The 19647-nt window shown below is 38.5% G+C and carries 18 protein-coding genes; 6 read left to right on the plus strand and 12 right to left on the minus strand.

The genetic code is table 11. The features are described 5' to 3' along the window. The first annotated feature begins 263 nt into the window (after nucleotides 1-263). The gene (gene tsaD, locus VH441_RS08315) at nucleotides 264-1325 is read left to right on the plus strand and encodes a tRNA (adenosine(37)-N6)-threonylcarbamoyltransferase complex transferase subunit TsaD (RefSeq protein WP_434353179.1); all 1062 of its coding nucleotides are present in this window, start codon (nucleotides 264-266) and stop codon (nucleotides 1323-1325) included. After that, nucleotides 1313-1714 carry a CrcB family protein gene (locus VH441_RS08320; protein ID WP_434353180.1) on the plus strand — a complete coding sequence of 134 codons (402 nt, stop codon included), beginning with the start codon at nucleotides 1313-1315 and terminating at the stop codon, nucleotides 1712-1714. The genes tsaD and VH441_RS08320 overlap by 13 nt, the downstream gene beginning before the upstream one ends. 70 nt (nucleotides 1715-1784) lie before the next feature. On the opposite strand, the gene VH441_RS08325 is transcribed toward VH441_RS08320, so the two are convergent. Both VH441_RS08325 and VH441_RS08330 read right to left on the minus strand, forming a co-directional pair. Continuing rightward, nucleotides 1785-3329 carry an OmpP1/FadL family transporter gene (locus VH441_RS08325; RefSeq protein ID WP_434353181.1) on the minus strand — a complete coding sequence of 515 codons (1545 nt, stop codon included), beginning with the start codon at nucleotides 3327-3329 and terminating at the stop codon, nucleotides 1785-1787. A gap of 346 nt (nucleotides 3330-3675) precedes the next feature. Further along, nucleotides 3676-5262: an outer membrane protein transport protein gene (locus VH441_RS08330; RefSeq protein ID WP_434353182.1), complete on the minus strand. Its 1587-nt coding sequence runs from the start codon at nucleotides 5260-5262 to the stop codon at nucleotides 3676-3678. Between the two features lie 398 nt (nucleotides 5263-5660). Here VH441_RS08330 and VH441_RS08335 point away from each other — a divergent pair, with 398 nt between their 5' ends. Further along, nucleotides 5661-6416, plus strand: a complete 756-nt coding sequence (locus VH441_RS08335) for a TSUP family transporter (RefSeq protein ID WP_434353183.1) — start codon at nucleotides 5661-5663, stop codon at nucleotides 6414-6416. Here VH441_RS08335 and VH441_RS08340 read toward each other — a convergent pair. The 7 genes from VH441_RS08340 to ampD form a co-directional block, all read right to left on the minus strand. Then, a complete protein-coding gene (locus tag VH441_RS08340; RefSeq protein ID WP_434353184.1) occupies nucleotides 6413-6943 on the minus strand; it encodes a DUF2799 domain-containing protein in 531 nt (176 codons plus the stop codon). The two genes, VH441_RS08335 and VH441_RS08340, sit on opposite strands and share 4 nt — an antisense overlap. 104 nt (nucleotides 6944-7047) lie before the next feature. Continuing rightward, nucleotides 7048-7581 carry a hypothetical protein gene (locus tag VH441_RS08345; RefSeq protein ID WP_434353185.1) on the minus strand — a complete coding sequence of 178 codons (534 nt, stop codon included), beginning with the start codon at nucleotides 7579-7581 and terminating at the stop codon, nucleotides 7048-7050. A 159-nt stretch (nucleotides 7582-7740) separates the two neighbouring features. After that, the gene (gene murJ / locus VH441_RS08350) at nucleotides 7741-9306 is read right to left on the minus strand and encodes a murein biosynthesis integral membrane protein MurJ (RefSeq protein ID WP_434353186.1); all 1566 of its coding nucleotides are present in this window, start codon (nucleotides 9304-9306) and stop codon (nucleotides 7741-7743) included. A gap of 212 nt (nucleotides 9307-9518) precedes the next feature. Further along, entirely contained in the window at nucleotides 9519-10052 is a 534-nt protein-coding gene (locus VH441_RS08355) for a hypothetical protein (RefSeq protein ID WP_434353187.1), read from the minus strand. Between the two features lie 192 nt (nucleotides 10053-10244). After that, nucleotides 10245-10757 (minus strand): hypothetical protein, encoded by a 513-nt coding sequence (locus VH441_RS08360; protein ID WP_434353188.1) that lies wholly within the window; start codon nucleotides 10755-10757, stop codon nucleotides 10245-10247. 146 nt (nucleotides 10758-10903) lie between these two features. Continuing rightward, nucleotides 10904-11080, minus strand: a complete 177-nt coding sequence (locus VH441_RS08365; protein WP_434353189.1) for a hypothetical protein — start codon at nucleotides 11078-11080, stop codon at nucleotides 10904-10906. 68 nt (nucleotides 11081-11148) lie between these two features. Further along, nucleotides 11149-11730, minus strand: coding sequence for a 1,6-anhydro-N-acetylmuramyl-L-alanine amidase AmpD (ampD, locus tag VH441_RS08370; protein ID WP_434353190.1), 582 nt, complete (start codon nucleotides 11728-11730; stop codon nucleotides 11149-11151). A 197-nt stretch (nucleotides 11731-11927) separates the two neighbouring features. On the opposite strand from ampD, the gene VH441_RS08375 reads away from it, so the two are divergent. The 3 genes from VH441_RS08375 to VH441_RS08385 all read left to right on the plus strand — a co-directional run bounded on the left by VH441_RS08375 (nucleotide 11928) and on the right by VH441_RS08385 (nucleotide 15852). Then, nucleotides 11928-13856 (plus strand): Lnb N-terminal periplasmic domain-containing protein, encoded by a 1929-nt coding sequence (locus VH441_RS08375; protein ID WP_434353191.1) that lies wholly within the window; start codon nucleotides 11928-11930, stop codon nucleotides 13854-13856. Then, entirely contained in the window at nucleotides 13857-14699 is an 843-nt protein-coding gene (locus VH441_RS08380; RefSeq protein WP_434353192.1) for an NAD-dependent epimerase/dehydratase family protein, read from the plus strand. Between the two features lie 76 nt (nucleotides 14700-14775). Further along, entirely contained in the window at nucleotides 14776-15852 is a 1077-nt protein-coding gene (locus VH441_RS08385) for a hypothetical protein (protein ID WP_434353193.1), read from the plus strand. A 107-nt stretch (nucleotides 15853-15959) separates the two neighbouring features. Here the strand turns inward: VH441_RS08385 and VH441_RS08390 are convergent, their stop codons facing one another. The 3 genes from VH441_RS08390 to VH441_RS08400 all read right to left on the minus strand — a co-directional run bounded on the left by VH441_RS08390 (nucleotide 15960) and on the right by VH441_RS08400 (nucleotide 19599). Then, nucleotides 15960-17483 (minus strand): ATP-binding protein, encoded by a 1524-nt coding sequence (locus VH441_RS08390; RefSeq protein WP_434353194.1) that lies wholly within the window; start codon nucleotides 17481-17483, stop codon nucleotides 15960-15962. A gap of 20 nt (nucleotides 17484-17503) precedes the next feature. Continuing rightward, nucleotides 17504-18226: a response regulator transcription factor gene (locus tag VH441_RS08395; RefSeq protein WP_434353195.1), complete on the minus strand. Its 723-nt coding sequence runs from the start codon at nucleotides 18224-18226 to the stop codon at nucleotides 17504-17506. Between the two features lie 197 nt (nucleotides 18227-18423). Then, nucleotides 18424-19599: an efflux RND transporter periplasmic adaptor subunit gene (locus tag VH441_RS08400; RefSeq protein WP_434353196.1), complete on the minus strand. Its 1176-nt coding sequence runs from the start codon at nucleotides 19597-19599 to the stop codon at nucleotides 18424-18426. Between the last annotated feature and the right edge of the window lie 48 nt (nucleotides 19600-19647).

Raw genomic sequence — 19647 nt, forward strand, 5'->3', positions numbered from 1 at the left:
TAATCAAAATTTCACAAATCTGTAATAAATACCAAAAGTGAAATTTGAACGCAAAATTATACATAAATTTAAATCCCTATACAAGGTTTTATTTTGGTTATTTATTTGAAAATAATGGGTTACGCATTACGTAGTGACGTTAAAGCTAAGCAAATAATACGGTGTTCATCATATGATTTTAGTTTTTTGGATGCAGAGCCAACAGGTTGCATTGTATAATAGGCAAATGTGTTAAATTCAAAAATTAGGTGACAAAAACAAGCATGAAAGTATTGGGCTTAGAGACATCTTGTGATGAAACAGGATTGGCGATATTTGATAGCGAGCAAATATCTGACAAAAATAATGGGTTGGTAGGGCAAGTGCTATATTCACAGATAGCGCTACATGCAACCTATGGGGGCGTAGTACCAGAGCTTGCTAGTCGTGATCATATCCGTAAACTTGTGCCTTTATTTAATGAGTTATTGACACAATGTAATTTAACAAAACAAGATATTGATGCCATTGCTTTTACGAGAGGACCAGGGTTGGTTGGTGCATTGATGACTGGGGCTTTATTTGGTAGGTCGCTTGGATATGCTTTGGGTGTGCCGGCAATAGGTGTGCATCACATGGAAGGGCATTTACTTGCACCATTAATGGGCGCTCAGCCACCAAAGTTCCCTTTTGTTTGCTTATTAGTATCTGGTGGGCATACGCAACTTGTTGCAACACATGGCATTGGGCAGTATGAGGTTTTGGGTGAGTCGATTGACGATGCGGCAGGAGAATGCTTTGATAAAGCAGCAAAAATGTTGAAATTGCCATACCCAGGAGGGCCAAATATAGCCGAACTTGCCAAAAACGGTAACCCAAACGCTTATGTGCTACCGCGCCCAATGCTGCATAAAGGGTTAGATTTTTCATTTAGTGGGATGAAAACAGCGATACATAATTTAATTAAAGATACGGATGGATCAGATAATGACCCTGAAGTAAGAGCAGATATTGCTGCAAGTTTTCAGCATGCTGTGGTAGACACCTTGGTGAAAAAGTGTGTAAAAGCATTACAGCAAGTGAAAATGAATCGACTGGTGATAGCAGGTGGTGTGAGTGCCAACTTGCATTTGCGAGAGCAATTGGCATTAGCTTTAGAAAAAATAAATGCCAGCGTGCATTATGCCCCACCAGCATTGTGTACAGACAATGGTGCAATGATTGCATTTGCAGGCTATCAGCGTTTGCAGGCAGGGCAAACTGAAGGTTTGTCTGTCAGTTGTGTACCAAGGTGGGATATGACTGAGTTACCGCCATTAAAAGGAACATCAACATGCAATGGATAGCAATTGGTTTGGGTGCCGCACTTGGGGCATGCATGCGAGCATGGCTTGGGCGGTTTAATGCGCATTTAGGCAATGTGGCTGGCTTTGGCTGGTTGCCGCATTGGTTTCCACTTGGTACCTTGTTTGCCAATGTATTGGGTGGTTTGTTAGTCGGCATGTCAATTGTAGTTTTTAACTATTGGGCAGATAGCATACACCCTCATATTAAAATGATGCTAATAACAGGTTTTTTAGGGGGGTTAACCACCTTTAGCACTTTTAGTGCCGAAGTGTTTGGGTTATTAAATGATGGTAAGGTGATTTTTGGTCTAACGTTAGCAAGTACTCACTTTTTGTTAACAATACTGGCAACCGCCATAGGCTTTTATTTTATGAAGGCTATTTTATAGGCGTTTTAATCGTCGATATAAAAAAAGCTCATTGTTAACATGAGCTTTTTTATTATCGTTAACAGTTTGACTACTTTTCTTGATAAGACAGTTTAACAGCTGCTACAAAACCATTGTTATCTTCAAAGTTACCAACTAAATTTTCGTTAGGTAGTGCAGCTTCTGCATCACCAAACCATAGGTATTTACCACCAGCAGATACTGCCCAGTTGTCGGTAATGTTGTATTTAGCACCCAACCCTGCGCTATAGTAGCCTTCAACAGGACCCAGTGAAGAGGTTGGGTTACCAGCACCGCTATCCCAACCAATGCCACCAGATACCGCAAGCTTGTCGTTTAAACGCTTTGCTAAGCCAAGGTCAACTTTCCATTGGTCATCAGAATAATTGGCAATAGGCAAGCCTTTATCATCCTTAGTACTCTCTTTTGTTAAAGCGTTATATTTTGGTGGGGTGATGGTAAAATTACTCCAAGGGACATAACGCACATTAGCGGTTAACAAGGTTGTTTGGTTAAGCCCTGTTTGGAAGTCAAAGTTAATAGACTCTGGTGTGGTGATGGCAATATGCCCTGCGTCATCTGAGGATACACCTAAATCTTTTCCAACAGGCACAGATTCATCAACGTTAGCTTCATGATCAATTTCTGAGCGGTAGGTTAATGCCGCTTTTAAAGCAATTTCTGGCTTGTAATACGCAACACCCGCTAACCAGCCTAATGATGTATCTGGAGAGATGTGGGCGTCATAACCTGTAGAGCCACCATATGCAGCGCCTCTAAGTTTGATGTTACCTTGTGTACGTTGTAGAACAGGGCCACCATAAACTTGGAAGTTGTTATTTTCGCCAAACTTATAGCCTAAAATACCAGTTAAGCTGTTAGAACGAACCTCAACATTAGTGCCTTCACCTTCAGTTTCACCTTCAGCCTTGGCAACAAAAGGAGTTAATGGCAGTTTCTCTTTCTTACTTTCTAATCCAGCTTTTTCCGCCTCTGCTTTTGATTTTCCTGCCATTGCTGCGTCTTTCTGTTTTGTTAGAGCAGCAACAGTATCAGTTTGTCCTGCCTGTTCTGCCTGAGCAATTCCTGCTTCCAATGCAGCGATACCTGCATCAGCTTTAGCAATGCCAGCTTCATATTTAGCAATGCCTGCATCAATTTGTTGAACAGCAGCAGGTATTACGGTTGGGGCAGCTGCCATATTTGGGACAAGCCCTTTAGTTAATTTGTTGATAGACGTATCTGCATCAGTAGCAACAAAGTTGTTTTCGCCAGAGTACTTAACAGCAGCACCCCAAGGCTCATCATATAAAACACCAACGCTCCATTTATCATTGATGTCATCTTTTACACCAAAACGGAAAAAGTCATAGGTTTCAATAATGCTCTCAACCTTGTTTCCTTTTACATTTTTCTCTTCGTCAGAGATAGCAGCATTATCGTAACCCGTGACATCACCATCAATATAAGTGTAAACAGCCTCGGCATATAAGCCATCTTGAAAAAAAGCGGTTGTATTTTGACCAGAGCGGTCAAGACCAGCAGCAAAGGCGGTTGTAGTGGCTAAAGTAGCAGTGATTGCAAGGGTTAAACGCGATAAATTAAGGGTGTTCATAATGTTTCCTCCATGATTACATTAAATTAAACAATGACAAAGTTTTGATTAAAACTTTAGTGGTTAAGTTAATTGAAAAAAAAACGGCTGTCAACTAAAATAAACAGTACACTCGTTCACATTATCGTAAGGGTTGTAACAGTTTTGGCAAGATTATCGCCAGGTATTATCACAATTATTTTTTACTTTTATTTATTAATGAGAATAGTAAACCCCATACAATAAATGGGATTATAGCAGGCAAGCCACATTTAAGATTAAATGCATTTTTTAAATAAAAAGCCCCCATATTAGCAGGGGGCTTTTTTTGTAACTAAGTTTAACATCAACTTAAATTAACAGGGAGTTACTTTTCTTGATAAGACAGTTTAATACCAGCGACAAAGCCATCGTTGTCTTCAAAACGACCAACCAAGTCACGGCTTGGTACCATTGCGTCGGCATCACCAAACCATAGGTATTTACCACCGGCAGATACTGCCCAGCTGTCGGTAATGTTGTATTTGGCACCCAAACCTGCACTATAGTAGCCCTCAACTGGCCCTAATGAGGTGGTTGGGTTACCAGCACCACTATCCCATCCAACATTACCAGATACGGCAAGTTTGTCGTTTAAACGTTTTGCTAAGCCAAGGTCAACTTTCCATTGGTCATCATCATAGGCAACAATGGGTAGCCCTTTTTCTTTAAATTCTGGTTTTAATGTACTGGTGGTATTGTAGTTTGGTGGGGTAATTGAAAAATCACTCCAAGGGACATAACGCACATTAGCGGTTAACAAGGTTGTTTGGTTAAGCCCTGTTTGAAAGTCAAAGTTAACAGATGCTGGTGTGGTAATATCGATGCTACCATTATCATTTTTATATTTTAGTTCTTTAGCAGCAACCTTTATATCACCAACCGGCACTACTTCATCAACACTGTTTTTGTGATCAATTTCTGAGCGGTAGGTTAATGCCGCTTTTAAAGCAATTTCTGGCTTGTAATACGCAACCCCGGCTAACCAACCTAAATCAGATTCTGGCGAGATGTGCATGTCATAGCCTGTTAAACCAGAATATGAAGAACCACGTAAAGAAATATCAGCATGCAAGCGCTGTAGTACAGGACCACCATAAACTTGGAAATTGTTATTTTCACCAAATTTATAACCAACGATACCGGTTAAGCTATTTGTACGAACCTCAACATTTGTTTTTTCTCCAATCGCATCAGACTCATTAGCAACAAGTCCTTGTACCTTTTCGATTCCTGATTTTTTAGTTTCTAAGGCTGATTTTTGAGTTTCCAACGCTGATTTCTGAGTTTCTAACCCTGATTTTTTTGTTTCCAGCCCTGACTTTTGTTGATTGAGAGCATTAACTTGGTCGGTGAGCCCTGCTGATTGAGCTTGAGCGATACCAGCATCAATTTTAGAGATACCAGCATCAATCTGGCCGATTCCAGAATCAATCTGACTGATACCAGCATCAATCTTACCGATGCCAGCATTAATTTGATTTAAGCCATCTTTAGCCGCTTGAGCACTTTCTAATTTACCTTGAGATAAAATGGGATACAGTGTGTCTTCGTTTGTTACAAAGTTATTATCACCAGAGTATTTAACCGCCGCACCCCACGGCTCATCATATAAAACACCGACGCTCCATTTATCATTGATGTCATCTTTTACGCCAAAGCGGAAGAAGTCATAGGTTTCAATAATGTTATTAAGTTTATTTCCTTTGGCGTAATTAGCACTTGGACCATTGGCATTATCGTAACCCGTGACATCACCATCAATATAGGTGTAGACAGCTTCGGCATATAAGCCATCTTGGAAAAAGGCAGTGGTGTTTTGACCAGAGCGGTCAAGACCGGCAGCAAAGGCGGTTGTAGTGGCTAAAGTAGCTGTGATTGCAAGGGTTAAACGGGATAGATTAAGGGTGTTCATAAGGTCTCCTCCATGATTTTTATAATGACATGCTTACTTACTATATTTTGGATGTAAATATAGTGACATGAAACATTATAAAGCTGTGATTAACATAAGAAACCATAAAATAATTGAGAATGGAACAACTGTCAATAAAAAAAAATGGTATGGGCGTTCAAAATTAGGATGGCGTTAATATACTAACTGTAGTATTGGAAACAGAAGGTTTAATAATGAGATACAAGAAAATAGACAACTTATTAATAAATATTATTTAGGGTGTTTTTAAATAACAGTGATACAATGCACAGGGGGTTGCATAATTAAGTAAAACTTCAAGGTTAGTGAACCTAAACCCTGTTACCTTAATACTTGTTCCTCAATAAGTAAAACCTACAAAAGTTTTTGGAGTTTAAGTGGATATACAGTTGTCGATAGAAGTAATATTCATGTTGATTGCCGTTGCTGGTATGGCAGGTTTTATTGATGCCATTGCCGGTGGCGGTGGGTTATTAACTATTCCTGCCTTACTGTTAGCAAACATCCCTCCGGTTTTGGCGCTTGGTACAAACAAGGTGCAAGCGTGTTCGGGGGCGTTGGCAGCATCTATAACCATGATAAAAAAAGGGGTTGTGAAGCCCAGTACAATGAAGCCTGCTATTATTGGGGCGTTTGTAGGGTCGGCAGTTGGTACGATTTTGGTACAATTATCGCCACCTGATTTGTTAACAAAATTGATTCCATTTTTAATTGCTGCTATTGGTATTTATACCTTATTTGCTCCAAACCTTGGTGAAGTAGAGGCAGCACCTAAAGTATCAGAGAAATTTTGGCAAAAATTGGTGGTTCCAATTATTGGTTTTTATGATGGCTATGTTGGTCCAGGTACGGGTATGTTTTTTGCATTAGGCAATGTGAGCTTGCGTGGGCGAGAAATCATTGCAGCGACTGGTACAGCAAAAATTCTTAATTTTGCTACCAACTTTGCTTCTGTTGTTTTTTTTGTATTTGGGGGTAATGTTTTATGGGGTATTGGGCTTGCCATGCTTGTTGGGCAAATGACAGGTGCTTATTTTGGTTCACACATGGTCGTAAAAGGCGGCAGTAAAATTATCCGACCTGTTATTGTGGTGGTTTGTTTGGCCATGCTTGCCAAATATGTGTTTGGTTAGTAAACATTTGCCAGTTGTAACTTTGTTAAAGCGGCTGTATTTTGATTAACCTGTTGCTCTAAATCATTAATTTTGTTAGCAATAGAAAGCATGTAAATTCTTGCTTCTTTTTCTGTTTTAAAGTTTAGCATATCGCCCTCTTTAAGTTTTTTGAGTTGCGATTGGTAATCTTTTATTTTTTGTTCATCTTTTTTTATTGTATTGGCAATTTTAAATTGGTTTAGACCGGTTTGATTAATGCTCTGTAGCTTTGCGGTTACATTAGCTGGGCATACTTTATTTAAGTTTATGCCACGTGTCCCCAGTTGGAAGGCATTGGGTTGGGTGCAATATTGTTTTAACCCTTGTTTACGTCCTTGCTCCCACAAAGGTTGGTTGGCAATTATGTTTGCTTTAGCACATGCTTTTTGATGATTACTAATGTAAGTTGGGTAACGACCAGCCGTGCCATCTTTATAGCCAATCGCTTGCCAATTGCCTTGTAAGCATTCTTGTTTTGATAGGGTGGCGCAAGAGGTTATGCTCAAACAGCACAAGCCTAAACAAACAGTATAAAAAATAGGTTTTATCATCCAAAGTCCACCATGCGTGTATGAAAATAAATAATAAACAACTTATTGTGATAAAAAAATTAGTTGATAATTTTCCAATTACCATCAAGCTTTTTTAGCCGGTATATCGAGGTTTCTGGTTTTTCTACATTATAAAGCTTAATAATGCCTTGTATTTCGGCCTCGGTTTTATCTTTATTGTACTTCACTTGCTTAATGGTAATGGTGTCTACCGTTTGTTGGAACGCAGCTTGGGTGTTTTCTAACTGTTTGGCAAGGTCTGGCTCGTTGCTTACGTTAAAATATTGAGCAGCTTCTTTTGCACTGCCAAAATACATGGTGTCTAACGCCATGCGCAAGGTTGCTTCTGCTGTCCCTTCAACCAGATTATTATTTGTGACAACTGACTCTTTGGTGATGTTGTTTACTATATCTGATTTAACTTGCATGCTAGAAGATACACTTTGTCCAGCGATTAGCGGTGGTGTTTTTTGTACTTTAACTTTTGCTGTGTCTTCTTTTTTCTCTGGCATCATATCGCCAATTTTATCGCAACCAGTCATGGTAATCATGCTGGTAAAGCAAATGCCTAGGACAAGTGTTTTAATTGTCATTTTTTATCTCTATCGTTTAAATATATTTTAAAACATAGTGCTATCGTCATACTAACTTAATAGTATATGGCTAATTATAGCAATAATTCAATGTAAAACTGTTACAGCTTCTATCATGAATGTCTTAGCTATAGCTACCGTGGTAAGCATTTTGTTAGTTTAACCATGTTTTAGCTGACGAGGGCGAAATCCGGTTGCCAAAAGTACAATAGCATAAACGGCTGCACCAGCAATGCATAGCCCAATCGTGGCGATAATACGCATGATTTGGTCGCTGTTAGTTGTGCCCTCAACAGGGAAGTAACCTAGCAGTAAATACAAAGTGGCAACCATCGCAGCGGTGGCAGTAATAAACTGGGCAAAAAGTTTTTGCCAATGTTTACCAAAACGAAAGATGTTGCGTTTGTGCAGTAAAAAGTATAAAAGCCCTGCATTCACAAAACTTGCACTGGTAGTTGCTAAGGCAAGCCCACCGTGTAATGGTAGTTTTAATATGTAATAAAACAAGGCAACAAAAATAATGCTAAACACAATGTTGGCGATGACAGAAATGATGCCAACTTTAACCGGTGTTTTGGTATCTTGCCGTGCAAAAAATGCGGGCGCAAATATTTTAATGAGCATAAAGCCTAAAATGCCACCAGACAAACAACGTAATGCAAACCCTGCCATTTTAGTGTCTTCTAGCGTAAACTCACCACGCATAAACAGTGCCTGAATAAACACATCTGCCAGTACAAACATAGCACTGGCAGCAGGCAAGCCAACTAAAAATATTAACCGTGCAGCCCAGTCTAGGGTTTTAATAAAGTTATCGCTATCTTTTTGAGCCTCACTTTTTGAAAGGCTAGGCAAAATAACGGTACCAATAGCAATACCAATCAAACCCAGTGGTAACTCACTCAAACGCTCGGCGGCGTACATCCAAGATACTGAGCCATCAATCATTTCACTAGCAAAGCGGGCATTAATTAATAAGTTTATTTGAGTAACTGACACCCCAAAAATTGCCGGCAACATAAGTTTTAAAATCCGTTGTACGCCCTCGTGCTTAAAATCTATTTTAGGCATCACCAGCAGGCGTTGTTGCCACAGTTGAGGTAACTGGATAAGCAGTTGTAATAAGCCAGAAATTGCGACGGCATAGCCTAATGCCATAATGGGTTTTGCCATCATAGGTGCAACAAGTAATGCCGCACCAATCATACACAAGTTGAGTAAAACGGGCGCAAAAGCAGGCGCAGCAAACTTGCCATAACTTTGCAAAATGCTACCTGCAAAGGCTGTCATAGATATAAAAAATAAATAAGGAAAGGTAAGACGCAATAAATCTGTTGCGGTATTAAATTTTGCTGGCTCATCAGCAAAACCACCACCAAACAGCCCCATTACTTGTGGTGCAAGTAAAATTACCAGCACAGTAAGCATAAATAAAATAAGGCTCAATACCCCAGAAGTACGGCTAATTAGAACCTGTACTTCTTTTATGCTGTATTTTTCTTTATATTCACTAAGTACAGGAACAAATGCCTGGCTAAAAGCACCCTCGGCAAATAATCGGCGTAAAAAGTTTGGGATTTTAAATGCCATTACAAAGGCATCCATCAATCCGCCAGCACCAAACACCCCTAGTAAAACGACATCTCGCACTAATCCTAAAATGCGTGAAAGCATAGTCATAGAGCTAACAATCATTGTAGAGCGGAATAAACGACTTTTTGCCATTGTGGTATTGCCTAAGTTTTATTTTTTTAAAGTAGGCGAATTATAGCATTTTGTATGAGTTTTTGGGGTGCTCAAGTGTGGATATTGTATGGAATTAAAATGATGAATAACAAAAAGGTAAGCTTGAAAGGGCGTATCATATGATGGCTTTTTCAACCCTTCATTTTTTTAATTTTGTTTGGTTGGCTTTGGCTTGATTTTGGTAATGATGTCTACTTCTTTGACTCATTTCTTCCATAACATGGAAAAAACCGATCATATACAATCTCAATAAATGTGTTAGGGATTTTAGCACTCTCAAAAACAATTTTATCCTTAACATCAAACATATGAAACACAATACCTGTATTGTTTTTGCATAATACGATTGAATTTTCAGTTATACTTAAAGAACTCATACTATAGACTGTCTGCGTCATTTCCACAGTTATAGGTAATTCATTCCAAGCATCCTCTTTAAATAATTCAACTAATTTATTTAGCTTTTCTTTATTAAAATTATAATCATAATACTGGCCACTATAAAAATTATATGAATTTGGATAGCCTGGCTGATAAACACCGGTAGGCTCTGCTAAAAACTTTTTTATTAGCAAACCTTGAGATTCAAACCAATCAAGGTTTGCCTTTACGCCAGCTCTTGCTTGTTTCAGCTCATCTGAATCAGGGATTGTTAATGAGTAAAAAATATAACCTGCACCAGCGATATTTAAAAATATTATTAGATATTCAAAAAACTTTTTCAATTTATTAAGACCTATTTAAATGTGCTTATTTGGCTAAAACCTACCACTGGCTTGATTGTATTTAAGCCCAGCACATTATAAAACCAAAAATGTATACAAAAGAAATTTAAAAAATAATATATTGGAAGCGTTGCCAAATTATACACATCATCTCTTACAAAATAGCTGGGCAAAATGCCCAGCATACGCTTGCTACGGTTCTGTAGCTGTCGAAATTAGAGTAAGGCTGATTCTAACCTGCTCAAACCATTCTGATTCTGATAAAAAAGGAGAACGGACTTTATACTTGTATATATTTAAGCTTAAATTGCCTTTTTTATAACCTCTAATAAAAGTTTCGTCATGAAGAACAGAGACTAAATCTGTAACGTCATGCCATTGTTTTTCTTCTAGGCTATCAGTTAATTTCTTTAAAAAACCAGTTTTTGGGTTCTTATAGTAATAAGAAATATAATTTGTCCCTCCTGATCTTCCAAATTGACTTCCCTCTTTATATGGTTTACCCAAATCAGAAGTTATATCAGCAATTAAATCCTTAAACTCTATTTCTAAAGCAACATAATCTATAGTTTCTTTATATTCATCTTTAGTTTGATATTTATAAACAATCTGTGCGACAAAAGTAGCGAAGAAAAACAAACCTAAAATACCAAACAGGATTATTTTAGCTATTTGAGTCAAGTTTAATCGGTTATTTAATTTCATTCTATTTTGTTCTTTCCAATAAAATTTATCAAATAAAGTAAGCAAGTTTGACCTATTAACAAACTCTAACCAGCCTACACTATATACATTTTTCCAATTATTTCATTGTTCTATAAACCAATCAGAAACAATATCATGTAAAGCGTCTAGGTTTTTTCTGTTTGAATGCCCGTACGATAACTGGCTCTAAGATTATTGCCAATAGCTATTAAACATCCACCTTCTAGCTTACATTGTTTTAAGTTAAAAATTATATTATCTGAGTTTTCAGACCATTTTTGACCAAATTGATTCCAGTCTTCTTCATTTTTAAATACAATCATTTTATTCTCCCAAACATCCAACTACCTAAGACCCTATAATGGCAATAACAAAAGGATTTTATCTATATTTAAACAAGTTCACTCACCATCTTTCTAAGTTTTACCCAATCAAAAAACTCACCTGGGTCGGTTTTACGCACAGGGGCGATGTCACTATGCCCTGTTAAATGATTTTTGGTTGCTGGGTAAGCCTGGTAAATGGCAGCAATGCTTTGCGCTAATGCATGATACTGTGCTTCTGTAAAACCTTGAAAATCAGAGCCTTCCATCTCAATCCCAATGCTAAAGTCATTGACGGCTTCACGCCCTAAATAACTTGATTGCCCCGCATGCCAAGCTCTATCTGCAAAGTTAACAAATTGGGTGATGTTGCCGTCTCGCTCAATAAATAAATGGGCAGATACCTCAACGCCTTTAATGGTTTTAAAGTAGGGGTGTGCCTCCCAGTCCAACGCGTTGGTAAAAAATGCTTTTACATAATGCAAATCGTTTTTATCTGTTTGCTTAAATTCATCTGGTGGTAAACTGATGTTGTGGATAACAATGGTATCAATTGCCATATTTTGAGGGCGATGATTATAATTTGGTGAAGCAAGCCAGTCAGCAGAGCTTAAACGACCATCTGTAATTGTTGACGTGTGTGTTTTCATAATATTTGGGGCATAAATAGGCGGTTTGATTGAGTCATTGGCGGTTTGTGATTATTAGGTTAGGGCAGATAAGGCGGTTATGCAAGTTTTGTTTATAAAATGTGCTTTAATCGTCATTTATGTTTTGCAAACTGCTATGATATAGCACAGTTGATAGCTAAAAATAATAGGCTAAAAAATTGGATAGGTTCAAAACAATGACAATGTTTAACGACAAGACCAAGTTTGATAAAAAGACAACTCTTTCTACAATCGCAAAGTTTACGAGTCGACGGTTAACCAAGCTTAGATTGAAAAAATTATTTGCCATATCAGCAATATTAATGGCGAGTCAGCCATTATATGCGCAAGTGGGTAATACGAAGCTTGAGCAAGCTGAGCAAATTGATCAAACCATTAACCAAAAAGAAATATTGGAGTTGCTGGTTGAATCAGAGTTGGCTTATCATCCCAGCTGGTTGCGCTTATTGCACTATCCCGATTACGAGCGTGGGCAAGAACCAGCGACCGTAAGCCGTGTAAAAAAGTCAGATTTTTTTGTGAGTGCTGAGGGGCAACATGATCCTCAGGCAGAACTGAAAGAAATGGTAACTAGCTTGTTGTCAAAAAATGATGCGTTAAAAGGGGATGACTCTGTGCAATGTCGTTTTCCCGCTCGTACGCATTGGTTACGTGAGCAACTTGGTTTGGTGTTACCTACTGTAAGTTGTACCCATTATGATAATTGGTTTAAACAGTATCAGCCAGAGCAGTTATCGATAATGTTTGCGCAGGAATATCCAGATAGCATGACATCTGCTTTTGCACATACTTTATTGCGTATTGATACCAGCAAAAATCCGCAAGCAAATAATTTTAAAGATGCCTATGCACTCAATTATACGGTTGATGGTAATCCGAATGATAGTATGCCTGCGTATGCTTTAAAGTCTATGACGGGCAAATATGCTGGGTTAATGACAATTGAATCATATCTACCAAAATTAGAAGACTATTTAGTAAAAGACAATCGAGATGTGTGGACATATCCACTAAAATTAACAAAAGCAGAGTCAGCGCAAATTATCCGCCATGTGTGGGAGGTGAAAGATGTTGGTTTGCCTTACTACTTTTTAACAGATAACTGTGCGTCAGAAATCTTACGTTTTATTGATGTGGTAAGACCAGCAGAGCATTTGTATGATGCCTTTAGCAAATTTGTTGTACCAAATGAAGTCATCCGCCTGTTAGATGAAAAAGGCTTGCTGGAACAAGGTGATTTTTTACCTGCAGTGGCAAGCCAAAAGCAAGCAAAGTTAAATGGTGTTATTGCACAACAAGATGCCCAAACCAGCCCAACGCAAGGTGCAAAATTGCAACGAGCTACTATTGCACTGGGACAGGCAGGTACTCAAACTTATGCCCAAGTTGGTGCCCGCGTGAGCTATCACGATTTGTTAGACCGAGAGATAGGCTACCGTAAAAACTTAGACATGGATACACTTAACCTAAAAATAAGAGCGTATGATGTTGATGAAAAAATGGGTACTGCCGATAAGGTGCAACTGCAAGAACTAACCATATTGCGTGGTCGCTCTTATCATCCGATTAACACCGCAAGAGATGGTGGCAGTTGGGGCGTTGATTTTGGTTTAAAACAGGTTAATGATGCCTCTGAAGATTTTAGCAAAAGAGGTGCTAATCACAACCCACAAAAAAATGAACTACGCCAGCAGCATTTAGTGGCTAATTTAGGGGTGGAAAAGGGCGTGTCAGTCGCCTTTGGTAAGGTCAATAGCCAATATGACTTACCACAACAGCTTTGTTATGCCTTTGGCGCTGGCAACGTGCAAGGTGGTAAAGGATTAACCAATGGATTCCGCTTAGGGGTGGGGGCAAACCTTGGTTGTGTGTATCGCATGAATGATAAATTAAGAGCCACAGCTGAAGTGAATGTGCCATACTGGTATCATACAGATACAAGCCTGACAAATCACAAACAAGGTTATTGGCAGCCTACGGCAAGTATTGGTATGCAATATGATATGGCAACCAACCACAGTTTGAGGGTAACGGCAGATTATGAACTAAGTGATCGAGTAGAAGCCGATACAGATATGAACGTGAGTTACAATTGGTATTTTTAAATGATGCAACATTCTAAAAGTAATTATCTTATTATTGGTCAAGGTGCTATTGGCAGGCAAGTAAGCCATATCTTGGCTAAACTTGGTTGCCAAGTAAGCGGTATGGCAAGAGGCAAAAAAGCAGACTATCAATTGGCTGAGAGTATAAAATTTATACAAGCAGATGCCAGCGATATCACGGCAAATCAACTAAAGGATTTTAACCGTATTGCCATTATTATTACCCCAACCGATTATACCGAGTCTGGTTATCGAAGCAGTTACTTAGCCGTTGCGCAAAATTTTGCCAAGCTACGAGAAGATTTACCTAACCTTGAGCGTTTGGTTTTTATTTCTTCTACAGGGGTGTATGGGCAAAATGAGGGTGAATGGATAGATGAACAAACTTGCCCACACCCACCGATGCGTGTTGGTTCTCAAATTATTTTGCAAGCAGAACAAGTTTTAAATGAGGCATTTGCCGATAAGTTTGTGGTTATTAGACCAAGTGGTATTTATGGAAATGGCCGTTTAATGCGTGTTAATAAAGCAAAAGAAGCGGATAAAAAACCAATGCCTGATAACGCATGGACCAATCGAATTATGGATACGGATTTGTCTTATATTATTGGCAAGGTGCTAACCATGGATGAGCCAAAACCGCTATATATTGCCACAGACTTTAGTCCGGTAACCTCTTATGAGCTAACCATGTGGCTATCAGAAAAACTGGATGCAGAGCTGCCAGTTGTACAAAGCCAATTGCCAGCAAGTGGTAAACGACTTAAATCAAATATTCCAGCTGGTTGGATAAAGTTTAAGACTTGGCAACAGGGTTACCAACATATCCTAAACCATAGTTAAATCGTTAGGTTATTGCAGTTTTGATATTTGCTATAATCAATCAACAACTTGAGTGTTTAATAACTGAGAAACTTTTATGAAAGACGACAGGCCGTCAGATCCTAATGAGAAAGCCTCTAAAAAAAAGCATCGTACAGTGACGATTACGCTGAGAAAAAATCAAAATACTAGCGTGGATAAGCCACTTATTGTTGCGGATGTTCAAAAGGTTGCGGATGAAGAAGAAAGTAAAACAGCGGTATTAGAAGACGTTAAAAAAACACAGGCAAGTGTTGAAAAAAAGTCGTTAACTCAGTCAGAAAAATCACAAAATGAATCGAACAAACCACTGTCAGTCATCATCCATGCAAATTATGATAAAAATAGAGCACCGATAGATCCTGCCAGAAGCATGGATGACATTCCAGAACCGGCGCGACGCTATGGTAAACAAATCGATAAAATCTATCAAAGAAAGTCAAAAAAATCACAACAAACGACCACCGTTAATCTTTCTAAATGGCAATTGATTGAATCTTTAGAACTGGCAGACCATATAGGTTTGTTGCAAGCAGGTGGTTTGTTATCTTTGCCAAAAAATTTTTATATCAACAACAGTAAGCAACCGTTATTAGACAACTTGGCAAGTATGAAAATGGTGGATATGTCTGATATTCATAAAATCATGGTTGCCAATCCCAACTTAACAAGAATCGGCCTTTCAAGCGTAAATGATAAGCAAACGTCACAGCCAAATATTGATGATATCCAAAATAAAGACTACGCCCCCGATTGGGAACTGATTTTGTATCCTGAACGTTTTGAAGAAGCTCCAGGGTCATTAAGTACAGACATTATGGCATGTAGTATGGCAGTGCATGTGCTTAAACAGTGCCCAACACGGCAAAGTATTAATAAAAAAGTCACAATGACACAGGTGTGTGATTTAATAAGAAGTTATTTGTTGTCCCAATGCAAAATTACGCCCAGCGCAAGACAAAAGCTGCGTCATACGCCTGTTTATATTGGGCATGTGGTTTTTGCTGCTTATTATTTAGGTTGGCAAGTAGAACAAGGCGATGATGACCAACTTTATTGCAACATTTCTACCCGTTGTGGGCTGTTTTCTCGTTATCCCATATTATCTGATTATTACATCAATGGTTGGCAGTAAGCATGCGATAAGATTTTATGTCTGGTAATCTTTAACGATTACTGACATCGTTACATGACAAGACTTATGATGATTGTTACTTTGTAAAATAAACGGTTATCTGTGTGTTAGTCTTGCTGTATTGGTAGGCAAACTAAAAACCTTGTATGCCCTTGCCATGTATCGGTAATAATCGAACCATTGTGTGCTTCTACAATTTGTGCCACCAAAGATAAACCAAGACCGGAGCCCTTTTTTTCTTGCTGTAAACGGACAAATGGGCTAAAGATGTCTTCTCTTTTTTCTTGAGGGATGCCACTACCTTGGTCAACGACGGCAATAACAGCATAACGCACATTTGATGCAGCTTTTTCAATTTTTCGGAGTTGTCGTTTGTTTTTACGTTTAGTTGCTTTTTTCTTATTTGTTATTTGAATTGATTGATTTTGCTTGGTGATGGCAGCAATGTTGTCATTGGTTGTTAAAATTTGTTGGGGTATCTCATTGGCTTGCCCAGCAGAGGTTGCACCATAAACATAAACTTGAATGGGCGGTGTACCATGTATCATGGCATTGTTTAATAAATTACGGATCAAATGAGTTACTAGTTTAGGTTGCCCTAAAATAGTAAGATGCTCACCAAATAGGCTGGCTTCAGAATAGTGTTGAGATTCTTGCTGAATTAAATCATATAAATCAAATTTTTCCACTTGTTGTAAGGCATGCCCAGCGTCGAGCCTACTAACCAATAGGATGCTTTCAACCAAATCGTTTAACCCGGTTAAATCACGATTAATTGCTTTAGCACGCTTATCAAACATTGCCTTGCTTTTGTCATCAAGCTGTTTGGCAAGCATGTCCATCATTTCTGTTTGTAATCTAATTCTAGTAATGGGGGTGCGAATCTCATGAGAAGCATGGGCAAGTAGTAAGTTGTTGGCATTTACCAGCTTTTCAATTTTTTCGGCAGATTGGTTAAATCCTTTTGCTAAGGTTGCAATTTCATCTCTGCCATTAACGGGCACACGCACACTTAAATCGCCTTCGCCCAGTTGCGCCATATATTGGCTCATCCGGTTTAACCGCCATGTCATAGAATAGGCTAAAAACCATAAAGCGATAGACATAATCAGCAACAATAAAAGGGTGCCTGTAAAAATATTTAAAATGGTGTTGCTTTTTGGCTGTGTACGAGACTCAAATAATAGGGTATAACCAGCTTGGTTGTTGTACACCTGAACCTGTTCTGTTGGTGGTAAACCCGCTAAGGTAGGGAAGGTGCGGGCAAACCAAGATGGTGGGGTTGGGCGTATTTTGGGTAAGTCACTCCCTGCGGTTTGTACAATGAGGTGATTGTTCGTATCATATATTGCCATTTTTGCATCAAGGGTACTGTCATAACTGTCAATTCCTTTTTTTAAAAGTGCCAGCATAAAGCGAGAGTCTAGTAGCGTTTCGGTTTTATTTAAGTCAATTAATAAAGGGGTCAGTCTTTCAGATACTTGGTTTGCCAAAACCTTAGAACGCATGCTGTGGTCGTTATCCTGAATGACCTGATTCATAAAAATCATGGCAGCAGCAAAAACAATCAATGCCAACATCACGTTGACAAAGATTTTACTAAACAAGGAAGGAAAACGAAAAAACGACATCTTGTGGTTTAAACCTTATTTTAAACTTGGTCTGTCGCAAATTGATAGCCAATACCACGCACAGTGATGATGCGTTTTGGTTGGCGAGGGTTTTCTTCAATTAACGCACGTAAACGCGAGATATGTACATCAATCGCACGATCAATGTTGTCTGAACTATCATCATTTGGCATGGCCTGCCACAATTGCTCTCGGCTTAGCACCTTGCCTGCATGGGTTGCAAAGTAGTGTAGCAACTGGAACTGGTGCGTGGTTAATCTTACAGGTTGCTCATCAATAAAGACTTCGTGACTGTCAGGCAAAATGGTTAAACGACCAAATGTTAAGTTTTCAGAATTACTGTCATCTTGGTTTGGTTGTTCGTGTCTGCGTAAAACCGCACGTACACGGGCAAGCAGTTCACGTGGTTCAAATGGTTTTGGCATATAGTCATCCGCCCCCATTTCTAACCCTAAAACTCTATCCGTTGTATCGCCTTTGGCAGTTAGCATAACGATAGGCACTTTGTTAATGGCCGAGTTTTTACTGTTTCGGATGGTTTGGCAAACTTGCATACCATCCATGTCTGGTAGCATTAAATCCAATATAATTAAGTTAATGTCTCTTTCTTTGGTATCAAGAATGTTTAGACCATCTTTTGCGGTGCCAGCGGTAATGACATCATAGTAGTTCATTTTAAGATAATCGCTAATCAATTCAGATAAGTCTGGATCATCTTCAATAATTAAAATTTGTTTGCTCATAGCTGAGTCCTTATGATTAAAGTGCTCAAAAAATATTTTAAAAAAATAAATTAAGATATTAGTGATTATAATGCCTAATTTACGGGGGCAGTAACAATATATAATTTGTTACAAATTAGGGCAAATGTAACACAAGTGATGCGTGTTTCTAAACACTTGTCGCAATTGTCACAGAGCTACTGACAGTTTTGCTGTGTCTATGATATTTGAAGGGTTTTTCCTTCTGCATCTTTGGGTAAGTCTGCCAGTACAATTAAGGTATCACTTGGTATGCCAGAAACTAAATACTGTTGGCTTTGAGCGTTAAAACTGATGACCTCTACCGCTTGTCTTGCTAACAGTTTGTCTTGATTAACAATCCAAACAAAGGCTTTGATAGGGGCAGCAACATGCGCATCTGGTGATGAAAATTCCGATAAGTCTGCATCATGTATTGCCGATTCATCTACCAAAGTACCAATGTCTAGTTGTCCATAATCAAGCCTACCAGTGACCATTGCGCCTATTTTTGGTAGATGTTGATTGGTATTTTCAACCATTTGCACATGCACGGCGACCTTGTGTTGGGTTTTAAGCTCTACTACATCGGATACTTGCCCAGTTAACCCTTTAACTTCGGGGGCATCGTCTAATGCAAGGTTTACATGTTGCCCAATGATTAAACGCGGTTTGGTGTAAGCGGGCAGTAGCCCAATAAATTTAAGCATATCAATAGATTGAATATTTAAAATAGGCGCGTTAATGCCTACTTCATCATTAGCTTGATAGTAAATAGGGCTTATTTGTCCGTCAAAAGGTGCGGTATACTCAAAAACTTCTTCATTTTTGTTAGTTGTAATTTGGGTGTTGTCTTCTTCAATCGTTTGTATGTCGTTTTGAAGCCCTTGTAGGTTATCTCCAATCTTTTTAACCGTATTGTTGATGTCATCGCTAACTTGTTCTGCCAGGTTTTTAGTTTCATCTTCAGTCTTTGAGCTTTGTTTGGCAATATCTCGGCTTGTTAGTAAACTTGGTAAAATGGTGTAAGTAAAAAGCACCTCTCCTTTTTTTACCATTTGCCCTTTTTGACATAAAAATGATTTTATTTTAATTTTTGAATCAAATTTTATAGTGGCTTGTTGAGCAGGGGATAATTGACCATATAAATTAAGGCTAGGTTGGTACTGTTCTGATTTAATTGAGGCGATATGCTCTGGTGTTAAAGTGACGTGTGTATCACCAATTAAAATAAGGCCGTGATTATCATGTGATTCGACAACTGGTTCTTGTTTTTTACAACCGTTTAATGAAAAACAGCAAGCCACCAAAATGCAGGCAACCAACAAGTTTTTGCAATTGTTGTTTAAAAGCTTGGAGTTCAAGACAGTTATCATTTTGGGCTTATCCATAATCACATTTATTATAATATCATCACTATTTTA

Origin of the sequence: Psychrobacter sp. HD31 (assembly GCF_051097895.1) — a bacterium.
Classification (GTDB): Bacteria; Pseudomonadota; Gammaproteobacteria; order Pseudomonadales; family Moraxellaceae; genus Psychrobacter.